A 9801-nucleotide genomic window follows, 5' to 3' on the forward strand; every position below is an offset into this window, starting at 1 on the left:
GGGGGCTGTCGCGACAGCACCGCCCGCGGCACCAGCCGCCTTCACCGCAAAGGACCGCCCATGTTCCGATCGCTGCGCACGACCCGTCCCTTCCGCACGCTGCGCCTTCGGCGGGCGCGCTACCGCAACCGCGCCCGCCTGACCCACCAGCGCCGACCCGCGTGGCTGTGCCCGCCGCGCTGGGCCGACGCGATGGTCAAGATGACCTGCCGGCACTGCCTGCGGGACTACTGGGCGCCGGTGCACAGCGGAATGCACTACCTCTACCAGCACACCGACATGGGCGTGCTGCTGCAGGACGCCTACCCGCGCCTGCCCCAGCAGGACCGCGAGCTGATGAAGCCCGAGTCCGCGATCTGCCGCCGCTGCTGGAGCGGGGCGTTTGGCCCGGGCCCGATGGCGCCGGGCTGGCGGCGCGGCCTGGATCGGCTGCTGCGCCGGTGCGGTCGCCGCTCCAGCAACCTGCGCTGGCACTGACCCCGGCCCGCCGCGGTGCCACCGGGACCCACCCCGGTGGCACCGCGCAGCGGTCAACAGCGGCACCGCCTTTCCCCCAACGGCCACAACGCGTGCCTACCCTGGAGGGGCGACCAACCAGGAGGCGCACCAATGCACGACCAGGGGATGTGGGATCAGCACACGATCGGTGCACGGCTGCGGGTGCTGCGCCGATGGCGAGGGCTGACCCTCGTCGAGCTGGCGGGGCTGGCCGGTCTGTCGCCCGCGTTCTTGAGCATGGCCGAACGGGGACAGCGCGCCCTGGACCGCCGCTCGCACATCAGCGCCTTGGCGTCCGCCCTGCGGGTCTCAGAGACCGACCTGGTGGGCGGACCGCACCTGACGGCCGACCCGGTCCAGGCGGGCCCGCACGCCACCATCCCCGCGGTCCGCGCGGCCCTGATGACCAACACCATGACCGCCCCGGCGGTGGACGAGGCCCGCCCGCTGGACGAGCTGATCACCGAGATGGGCAGGATCGACCGGTCGGAGTACAAACACCTGGTGGTAGGGCAGAAACTGCCCCAGCTCATCGGAGAGCTGCACGTCCACGCCTGTGACCCGGCCGACGAACTGGCCTGCCGTCGGGCGCTGGAGACGCTGATCGACGCCTTCCAGACGGCGACCTTCGTCTCCAAGGATCTGGGGTATGGGGACCTGGCCTCGATCGCCGCGATGAAAGCCCAGGAGGCGGCCACCCTCCTGGACGACCCCGTCAGCATCGGCAAGGCCGCCAGCCTGCGCATCCACACGATGCCCACCAACGCCCGGGAACAGACGCTGGCCGCCGCCGAGCAGGCCGCCGAGACCCTGGAACCCCACATCCGGGACGACATGGGCGTGCAGGTCCTGGGAATGATCACGTTGGCCGCCGCCCTGAGCGCCACCGTCATCTACAACGCCGACCGGACGCGGCACTGGCTCGACCAGGCCGCCGAACTGGCGACCCGCACCCCCGACACCCCCGGCCGCAACTGGGGCGCGTTCTCCGCCAGCAACGTGGGCGTGTGGCGAGTGGCCCTGGCCACCGAACGTGGCGAGAGCGGCGGCGCCCTGCTGGAGCTGGCCCGCACCGTGGATGAGGACAAGATCGCCCCGCGCCGGGGCCGGCACGCCACCTTCCTGGCCGACGTCGGCCGCGGCCTGGCCCGCGACCGCAAGACCCGGCGCCAGGCCGAACGCTGGCTGCTGCGCGCCGAAGCGGTCGCACCCCATAAGATCCGCAACTCCCGCCAAGTCGCCGAAACCGTCGCGGTGATGATCCAGCAGAACCGCAGCGCCGCGACCGGCCGGGAACTGCGCGGCCTGGCCAGCAGGATGGGCATCCCGCACTGACCAAACGCTCCCCTGCCCCGGTTTCACGGCGGTGAAATTTCTATGCCGAGCCAGCTCTACGGTGCCCGGCCATGGACACCACTCCCCCCGAGACCCACCTGGCCGAACTGGCCTACGACCTGGAACAGGCTCGCCTGCGCACCGAGCTGACCGAGACCAGCCACGGGCCGGTGCTGAAGGTGCGCAACCCCAACGCCGGCAGCCTGAGCGAGCAGATCCACGTGCGCGACGGCGAGTTCATGTGGTCCTGGAACCAGCCCGTCGCCCCCCTGGCCGACAAGGCCCTGGCCGTACAGCGCATCACCCGCGTACTGGCCACCATCGAGGGCTGAACCGTGCTGACCATCGAAGATCTGAACCGGCGCGTGGATGAGATGTTCGAGGGCGCCCGCCTGGACATGCTGGAGACAGGCCTCCTGGTTGAGGCCGCTGTCCTGCTCAACGCGCAAGGCGAGGCACGGGTGTTGGCCAACTTCTCGGCGACACCCTTCCGATGCGCCATGGCCCGGTTCGCCCAGGAGGTGCGCGCGTACCGGACGGTGGCGATCGCTCACGCGGCCTGCTTCGAGTTGATGGCGGTGGCCGGGCCAGCACCCGCCGGACTCTTCCGCCAGGTCCCTCAGGAACTACGGCGAGTGATCTTGGCGCAGGGACACTGGCCCGCGCGAGGCCACTGCTACCAGCGGGCCGCCAAGGTTCTGCGGCATGGCGGTGTGGTGGACGTGGCCGAGATGCACGACCCTGCGATGAGCGTTGAGTCCTGGATCCCCGACCTGCTGCCCCATCATGGTTGAGTGGGCGTTTGAGCTACACAACCGTGGATCAAACGCCAACTAAGTCGGAAAGAGGCAATGGATCTTGATCCGGGGGTTGAGAAACAACGGAACGGAAACCGTTGTCCGGGTTCTCAGACGCTGGAACTACCGCGTCCGGCGGGTGACGGCCGAGGGCCCAGAGCGCTCAGCGATGTAGCGGCGCACGACCGGTCAGGCGGGACTGGCCTTGGCCATGCGTGCGAGCCATTCGCGGACGACGGCGCGCTGCGCCTGGTCGAAGCCCGCCTCCAGTTCGCTCTCACGCGCGTGAACCGAGGGCCTTGCGGCCTCCAGTCGCGCGCGTCCTAGGGCGGTGAGCTGGATCTTCTGGCTGCGGCGATCCTGCGGGTGGGGGCGGCGTTCCACCAGCCCGGCGCGCTCCATCCCGGCCAGCAGTTCGTTGGCGGACTGGCGGGCGCTGGCCACCGCGCGGGCCACCTCGGCGACGGAGGCGCCGGGCTGCTCGTCGAGGACGAGCAGCGTCGCGTACTGCGCCACCGACAGGTCGTGCGCGGCGAGCGCGTCGTCCACGACCGACCGCATGTTCAGCCACGCCTGACGCACCAGGAAGCTCAGGCAGACGTCGTCGGCGTTCATCGCACCCTCCAACATTGACAGGTTCCTGACGAACTCTCAATACTTGTCAGGAACCTGACGATTCTATCCGGGAGCGAAACATGACAGTCGCCGTGGTCACCGGTGCCAGCAGCGGAATCGGCGCCGCCGTCGCCCGCCATCTGGCCGATCGGGGCCTCACCGTGCTCGGGGTCGCGCGCCGCGCCGCCGAGCTGCACAAGGTCGGAGCGGGCATCCAGGGACCGGGCCGCTTCGAACCGGTCATTGCCGATCTCACCACCGACGCCGGCATGGCCACCGTCGCCGACGCGGTCGCTGGACGCCCGGTCGCGGCTTTGGTCCACGCCGCCGGCATCGACCACGTGCGCGAGTTCGCCGCCACCACCCGGGCCGAGCTCGAAGCCCTGTGGAACATCAACGTCTCCGCGCCGATGCTGCTCACCCGGGCCCTGCTGGACGTCCTGGCCGATGGCGCCGGCGTTGTCTTCATCGGCAGCACGGCCGCGGTGCGCGGCATCGACCGGCACGCCGCGTACGGGGCCAGCAAGGCCGCGCTGCACGGCCTCACCGTCAACCTGGCCGTGGATCTGGCGCCTCGGGTGCGGGTCAACTGCGTGAGCCCGGGTGGCACCCGCACGCCGATGACCGCCGCCTACATCGCGGCCTACCAGCAAGGAGCCGAACCGGAACGCGTCGAACGTGAGCTGGCGGTCGAACGCGGACGGATGTTGCTCGGGGGCCTGACCGAGCCCAAGGACGTGGCTGTCACCGTCGGGCACGTCGCGCTGGACGCCACCGCCATGACCGGCACCGTCGTCTACGTGGACGGCGGTTTCACCGCTCGCTGAGCCGGGTGCGGTGGCTGTCATTCGGCCGGGCGCCACTGGACCCATTGGTCAATGCCGTTGAAGCGGTAGCGCTCTTCCGAGCCGGGCTCACCAGCCCCGCGGGCCGTACTGATCCGCTACCGCGGGCTCATTTGGGGCTCATGACACGGTTCTCAGCAGCACCCCTAGTTCACCGTGCACCGGCCCGGCGTGCAGATTGGACAACGGCGCACACTTTGGCCGTAGCGGTGGGGAGTTTGCCGGAGGGTGCTGCAAAGGTCCCCGCCGCTCATGGCGCGCCAATCCGCAGGTGATCCGGCACGGGATTGAGCGAACACAGGTCCCCGATCGGTACCTGGATCGGGGCCGCCGGCCCGGCCGGGGCGCGCTCCACCCGCGGCGGCGTCTCCATCGCTCCCGCGTCGTCCCCCGCTCGGCCGGCGTCGATGCGTTCGCGCCGCACCTCGCTCGGGCTCCAGGGTCAGGTCGGTGGGACCGTCCAGCCGCGCAGCGTGGCACGGAGGGATGATTCGAACGCGGCGTCGGCCGTGGTGGTGTCGAGCGTTCCGGCCAGTTCGAGCATCACCAGGCCGTGCAGGGTCACCCAGATCGAAAGGGCGATGAGCGTCACGTCGCCGCTGAGCATGGATGCCGACAGGGCGCGGTCTATCGCCTCGATCAGCGGCCGCACGGGATCGCCGGTGCCCACCTGCCCCGAGGGGTCGAAGGTCTGCACGCCACCGAACAGCACCATGTAGAGGTGGCGGTGCTCGCGCCCCCACCGCCGGTAGGTGACGGCGAGCGCGTGCAGGTCGGCCAGGGGATCCTCGGAGGCCGGCACCGCCGACAGGTCCCGGAACAGCCCGACGACCGCCCTGTTGCGCACCTCGGCGACCAGCCCGTCCTTGTCGCCGAACAGCGAGTACAGCGCCGCGGTCGAGGCCCCGGCGGCCGCGGCCAGGGCGCGGACGGTGACCGACTCCCGCGGGCGGGTGGCGAACAGCTCGGTCGCGGACTCGACGAGACGGTCCCTCACCGCGTCGTCGTTGATTCTCGGTCTTCCCACGGTCACCAGCCTAGTCCGGAATGCTAACGTTGTTTTGAAACAACGTTTGGAAATCTTCGTAGGGACTCTCATGCCCAAAACCCCCCTCCGCCCCGCCCGCTTCGCCGGTCGCCTGATCCTGGGCACGGCCGCCGTCGCGGGACTGGCCGGACTGTTCCTGGCGCTGGTCGTCCTGACCGGCGGAGCCGGCTCGGGGCTGGCCGCGTGGCTGACCACCCTGGGATGCGGGACCCTCGCCGCGCTGTGGCGGGGGCGCCGCCGCACCTGGCCCGGCCGGCTGCGACCGCTCCTGCCGGTGGTCATCGCCGCCGCGCTCACGGCGTCGGTCTGCGTTCCCACCGCGCCCATCCGGCGGCGCTACCCGCCCGCCCTGCCGTTCGTGGCCACGCAGCACTGGAACCTGGCCACCGGAAGCCGGGTCGCGGTGTACCACTACCCGCCCGCCCCCGGCACCGCCCGGCGCTCGACCCCCCTGGTGTACCTGCACGGTGGTCCCGTCCGCGGCATCTCCGTGCTCGACCACCGGTTCCTTCAGCTACTGGCGCGCCAAGGCCACGACGTCTACGCCTACGAGCACGCCGGCGGCGGGCGGAGCGGTCTGCTCCCCATCGGGGAGTACTCCGTCTCCCGGTCCGTCCGCGACCTCGCCGCCTTCATCGACCGCCTGGACAAGGGGCGGGTCGACGTCCTCGGTTTCTCCGCGGGCGCGGTCGTGCTCGCCCAGGCCCTGGCCACCCCGCGCGTCGCCGCCCCCATGCGCCGGGCGATCATCGCCGAGCCCGGCCCGATGGACGGCCCCACCACCCGGATCAGCGGGCACCGGGGACGACCGTCCGCGCGCGGCCTGGCCCCGGCCATGACCGGACCGCGGTCGACGCGCCTGCCGCGGTACGCCGTCGCGCTCGGCCTGATGCGCCTGGGACTGCTGGCCCCCGACACCGGCCTGATCGGCCAGGCCGAAGGCGCCAACGCCTTCCGGGCCGCCGACCTGGGCAGCGACACCGCCTCGGCCTACTGCGCCCGGGATGCGCACCGCATCCCCACCGAGGACACCGCGCGGAACTTCTCCTTCAACCCCGCCGCGAGCCTGCGCATCCAGCAGGGGCTCAAGGGCTCGCCCCCCATCGCCCCGCGACTGCGACGCTCCCGCACCCCCGCGATGCTGATGATCGCCGAGTGCTCGTCACAGCTCCGCCAATGGGCGACCGCCATCCTCGCCAATGCCCCGGCCGTCGAGCGCACCCAGTACATGCCCGGCGTCGGGCACCGCATGTGGAACGGCCTGGACGACAACAACGACCGAGCCGCCGCCGTCATCACCGCGTTCCTCCAGGACAGGCCGTCCCCTCTGCGGAACTATCCCACCCGCGCGGACATCCCCGCCTTCCTCCGCGACCACAGATGACAGGGCGAAGGCCGATAAAAAGAGAGACCGTCCGTTTCGGAAGAACCAGATGAGGTTCTCGGAGTCCTCTCTATCGGCTCGGGAACGGGTTCGGGTGACCGCCGTCTTCCTGGGGCGGGTAGACACATGTTCGGGCTTATTGGGCCTGCTTCTCTTCCCCGCCGTGCCCGTCCGGGTGGGGCTGGCCGGGGAACTGGACCACACCACCACCGGTCTGCTGGACGCCGAGTTGGCCAGTGCGGTGGCAGGAGTGTTGGGCGCATCGGTGGCGCTGGAGCTGGCGCACCTGACCTTCGCCAGCCTGGCCGGGCTGGGGCTGCTGGTGATCTGGTGGCGGCGGCTGACCCGGCCCGGTGGCCGCCTGGTGCTGCTCAACCCCACCAGGCAGGTGCGATCGGCGCTGACCACCACCGGTATTGACCAGGTCATCATCATCCACCGCACCCCGCCCTGGGCAACAGGCGCACTGAATTAACAGGAACGTGGCGGTGAGAAGACCACACAACCGGGCGTACCCGGAAGTGTCACCGACCGCCCCTGACGCCGCCTTCAGGACCGGTAGCGTGACGGCCGCTCCTTCGTGGAGGCGCCGCTCCGGGGGGACGGCGCACGCGGGTGGCCGGGAGCGCTGGGAGGCATCCCGGCCACCGCGCCTTCCCGCACCGCGCCGGTGGACTGCCTGGTCCGCGTCAACCCCAGCCGGTGCGGTGCGCGATCCACCGGCAGGCCGCCTGGCAGGCGCGGGCCTGGTGGGCGCGCAGATTCGGGGCGCCGGGGGGAGCCGGCAGCCGTGACATGCGCGCCCAGTATCCGGCGAAGGCGATGGCGTAGCTGGTGATGACCTCCTCTTCGACGCCCAGCTGCGCCAGCGGTTGGGCGACCACGTGTTCGGCGGCGGCGGGAGTGTGGCCGGCCAGGATGAGATGGGGAATCAGGTCGACCAGATCGATCCAGGGGCTGCCCTGGTAGGGCTGTGCCCAGTCGATCAGCCACACCGCCCGGCCCGGGGTGTCGCCCCCTTCAGTGATGATCATGTTGTCGGCGCGCAGATCACCGTGCAGCAGCGTGGGACCGTCGGCGGCGGTCAGCCAGGCGCGCTCGCCGTCGGCCAAGGCGGGCAGGTAGCGGCGAGCCCAGGCGTCCAGGTCAGCGGGAGGATGGTCGGCCAGCGCGCGCCAGCCGTGGACCAGGTCGCCCAGCTCCTGGATGGCGGGCGGGGCAGCCGGCCAAGGGTTGGGGGTCAGCACGGCGGCGGCGCGTTGGAGGGCGGCCACGACCGAGGGCAGGTCGGGCGAGCCGGGAGCAAAATCGGGGTAGCGGCCGGGCAGGTCCTGCAGCACCAGCAGCAACCATCCGGCGACCTGCTTTGACCACAGCAGCCGCGGCGCCGGGGCGGTGGGCGGTAGGGCGGCTGTGGCCTGGGCTTCGAGGCGGTACTTGGCGGCCAGCGCGGGGACCTGGGTGGTGTTGATGCCTTTGACGAACACGCGCTGCCCACCGGCGCTGCGGACCCGTACTGCCAGCCCCGGGGTGAAACCGCCGCGTTGGTCCTGCACCCAGGCGACCGGCCCGATGCGATCGGCAAGGGCCTGCCGCACGACGGCTGGCAGATCCCGCCACCGGGGCCGCACGGTCGCGGCCGAAGCGGCCGATGCGGCCACCGCAGTGGAGGCGGCGGGGGTCATGGGATCGGACATGGCCTGGAGTCTTTCGTCAGGTGGCAAGCCAGCCGGGCCGACACGCAGTCCGACCGATCGGCGGCCGCTCGCCGCTTCCACGGACACAGCATCGAGGAGATGCGCCGGGCTGACGGCGCCGGGCAGCGCCGGGCAGCGCCGGAGGGCGTGCGGGTGGGGGGTTGTATCGTCGGTGACGCAGCCCGACCACGCCGGGGTTTCCCCGGAGCGCGTGGTGGAACTCGGCGACGGTGGAGTGGTGCGCCCAGGGCTGCAGCGCGGTGTCCAGCCGGACCAGCTCGGCCAGCACGTGGCGGGATTCGGTGCGGCCCAGTTCGGCCAGGGCATCCAGTCCGGCGCTGGCGGCGGCGTCAGGAGCGTGGGCGTTCACGTGCGCGCCATGGGCAGGCCTGAGTCAGGAGTCGTACGCCCAGGACTGCCCGGTCTGGCGGTACTGCTCGACGGGGATGGGCTCGATGCCGGGCCGCATCCGGTCCAGATACAGACGTCCGTCGAGGTGATCAATCTCGTGGGCGATCAGCCGGGCAAGTCCCTGCTGGTAGACCGTGGTCACAATGGTGCCATCCAGTGTGGTGGTCTCGACGGTGATCTGCAGGGGGCGGAGAACCAGGCCGCGGACGTCGAAGAACGACAGGCACCCCTCGTACTGCTCGTCGCTTTCTGGGGAGAACGCGGTGACGCGGGGGTTGAGCAGCACGATCGCGCCGGTACCCGCCTCGGCGGGCTGGATGACGGCCGCTGCCCGGCCGATGCCGAGCTGGGGGGCGGCGATACCCATCCCTTTGGCGAAGGTGTGGACGCGGGCAATGCGCTCGATCGCGGCGAACAGCCTCTCCACCCCGGCAGGGCGTCGCCGCCGCCCAGGCCTCCGGCAAGACCCTCGGCCGCCCGACCGCGCTTGCCGCGGACAAGGCCGCCGAGGTCGTCACCGCCTACTCTCAAGGCGCTGCCGTCAAGGCCCTGGCCCGCGAGCATCACGTCGCGCCCAAGACCATCCGCCGCGTCCTGGACGCCGCCGAAGTCCGCCAGCTCCCCGCCGAGCTGGACGCGCTGCCCGTTCCCCAGGAGCCGTCCGGCCCCGCCGCGGACGCGCCCGTGACGCTCGATCTGCCCGGCCTGCTCGCCGACCACCTGCGGGCCGTCGGCGACGACACCAGCCGCGCCGCGCTCATCTGGGGGCGGATCATCCGCCGTGGCAAGGGCTACTGCATCCGTCTCACCGTGTCGCTCGAACTCCACCACGCCGCGCTGCAACAGAGCGCAGCCCTCGCCGCCGAGGGCGCCGGGCCGGCCGAACGCAAGGCCTACCGGGTGTACGCCACCCGGATCGCAGCTGCTCAACAGCAGAGGACGCCCGGCAACTACTGAGCTTCAATGTGTGATGGCGTCAGGGTGAGGCCGGTGGCGGCCAGGCAGCCGTTGAGGGTGTCGCTGCGGTACTGGATCGTGCGCAGGCCATGGCGTAGTGAGCGCATCAGGTGTTCGGGGTCGGTGAAGGCGGTGTTGGCCTGGCTGGTGCGGCGTAGGACCGACCAGATGCCTTCGACCGGGTCGAGGTCGGGGGCTGTCTCGGGTGGCGCCC

Annotated in this window: 12 protein-coding genes and 1 pseudogene; 8 read left to right on the forward strand and 5 right to left on the reverse strand. The window is 71.4% G+C overall.

Annotated features, from left to right (window positions below; all coding sequences use genetic code 11):
• Positions 1-60: 60 nt before the first annotated feature.
• The 4 genes from AKI01S_RS46635 to AKI01S_RS46650 all read left to right on the forward strand — a co-directional run bounded on the left by AKI01S_RS46635 (position 61) and on the right by AKI01S_RS46650 (position 2627).
• The gene (locus AKI01S_RS46635; protein WP_067832990.1) at positions 61-477 is read left to right on the forward strand and encodes a hypothetical protein; all 417 of its coding nucleotides are present in this window, start codon (positions 61-63) and stop codon (positions 475-477) included.
• A gap of 132 nt (positions 478-609) precedes the next feature.
• Positions 610-1833, forward strand: a complete 1224-nt coding sequence (locus AKI01S_RS46640; RefSeq protein WP_067832993.1) for a helix-turn-helix domain-containing protein — start codon at positions 610-612, stop codon at positions 1831-1833.
• A 71-nt stretch (positions 1834-1904) separates the two neighbouring features.
• Entirely contained in the window at positions 1905-2165 is a 261-nt protein-coding gene (locus AKI01S_RS46645) for a hypothetical protein (protein ID WP_067832995.1), read from the forward strand.
• 3 nt (positions 2166-2168) lie between these two features.
• Entirely contained in the window at positions 2169-2627 is a 459-nt protein-coding gene (locus AKI01S_RS46650) for a hypothetical protein (RefSeq protein ID WP_067832998.1), read from the forward strand.
• Between the two features lie 192 nt (positions 2628-2819).
• Here the strand turns inward: AKI01S_RS46650 and AKI01S_RS46655 are convergent, their stop codons facing one another.
• Complete coding sequence (locus AKI01S_RS46655; RefSeq protein WP_067833001.1) at positions 2820-3245, reverse strand: MarR family winged helix-turn-helix transcriptional regulator; 426 nt, start codon at positions 3243-3245, stop codon at positions 2820-2822.
• Between the two features lie 80 nt (positions 3246-3325).
• Between AKI01S_RS46655 and AKI01S_RS46660 the strand changes: the two genes are divergently transcribed.
• Complete coding sequence (locus AKI01S_RS46660) at positions 3326-4072, forward strand: SDR family NAD(P)-dependent oxidoreductase (RefSeq protein WP_084000929.1); 747 nt, start codon at positions 3326-3328, stop codon at positions 4070-4072.
• A 460-nt stretch (positions 4073-4532) separates the two neighbouring features.
• Here the strand turns inward: AKI01S_RS46660 and AKI01S_RS46665 are convergent, their stop codons facing one another.
• Positions 4533-5117, reverse strand: coding sequence for a TetR/AcrR family transcriptional regulator (locus AKI01S_RS46665; RefSeq protein WP_067833015.1), 585 nt, complete (start codon positions 5115-5117; stop codon positions 4533-4535).
• 70 nt (positions 5118-5187) lie between these two features.
• On the opposite strand from AKI01S_RS46665, the gene AKI01S_RS46670 reads away from it, so the two are divergent.
• Entirely contained in the window at positions 5188-6522 is a 1335-nt protein-coding gene (locus AKI01S_RS46670) for an alpha/beta fold hydrolase (RefSeq protein WP_067833007.1), read from the forward strand.
• 94 nt (positions 6523-6616) lie between these two features.
• Positions 6617-6997 carry an STAS domain-containing protein gene (locus AKI01S_RS46675; protein WP_067833009.1) on the forward strand — a complete coding sequence of 127 codons (381 nt, stop codon included), beginning with the start codon at positions 6617-6619 and terminating at the stop codon, positions 6995-6997.
• A gap of 214 nt (positions 6998-7211) precedes the next feature.
• Here the strand turns inward: AKI01S_RS46675 and AKI01S_RS46680 are convergent, their stop codons facing one another.
• Positions 7212-8219, reverse strand: a complete 1008-nt coding sequence (locus tag AKI01S_RS46680; protein WP_169814138.1) for a phosphotransferase family protein — start codon at positions 8217-8219, stop codon at positions 7212-7214.
• A gap of 394 nt (positions 8220-8613) precedes the next feature.
• A complete protein-coding gene (locus AKI01S_RS46685; RefSeq protein ID WP_084000932.1) occupies positions 8614-9057 on the reverse strand; it encodes a peptide deformylase in 444 nt (147 codons plus the stop codon).
• Here AKI01S_RS46685 and AKI01S_RS54900 point away from each other — a divergent pair.
• On the forward strand, positions 8958-9587 hold the full coding sequence (locus AKI01S_RS54900) for a helix-turn-helix domain-containing protein (RefSeq protein ID WP_157420660.1): 630 nt from the start codon (positions 8958-8960) through the stop codon (positions 9585-9587). The genes AKI01S_RS46685 and AKI01S_RS54900 overlap by 100 nt on opposite strands.
• Here AKI01S_RS54900 and AKI01S_RS50025 read toward each other — a convergent pair.
• A pseudogene (locus AKI01S_RS50025) lies at positions 9581-9801 on the reverse strand (hypothetical protein); the annotation flags it as partial. The gene AKI01S_RS54900 and the pseudogene AKI01S_RS50025 overlap by 7 nt on opposite strands.

Origin of the sequence: Actinomadura kijaniata NBRC 14229 (genome assembly GCF_001552175.1) — a bacterium.
GTDB classification, from domain to species: domain Bacteria; phylum Actinomycetota; class Actinomycetes; order Streptosporangiales; family Streptosporangiaceae; genus Spirillospora; species Spirillospora kijaniata.

Bases quoted from the DNA above. Each gene is read 5' to 3' on its own strand.
- AKI01S_RS46635 (WP_067832990.1), top strand. From the start codon at position 61: ATGTTCCGATCGCTGCGCACGACCCGTCCCTTCCGCACGCTGCGCCTT.
- AKI01S_RS46645 (WP_067832995.1), top strand. From the start codon at position 1,905: ATGGACACCACTCCCCCCGAGACCCACCTGGCCGAACTGGCCTACGAC.
- AKI01S_RS46660 (WP_084000929.1), top strand. From the start codon at position 3,326: ATGACAGTCGCCGTGGTCACCGGTGCCAGCAGCGGAATCGGCGCCGCC.
- AKI01S_RS46640 (WP_067832993.1), top strand. From the start codon at position 610: ATGCACGACCAGGGGATGTGGGATCAGCACACGATCGGTGCACGGCTG.
- AKI01S_RS46680 (WP_169814138.1), bottom strand. From the start codon at position 8,219: ATGTCCGATCCCATGACCCCCGCCGCCTCCACTGCGGTGGCCGCATCG.
- AKI01S_RS46670 (WP_067833007.1), top strand. From the start codon at position 5,188: ATGCCCAAAACCCCCCTCCGCCCCGCCCGCTTCGCCGGTCGCCTGATC.
- AKI01S_RS46655 (WP_067833001.1), bottom strand. From the start codon at position 3,245: ATGAACGCCGACGACGTCTGCCTGAGCTTCCTGGTGCGTCAGGCGTGG.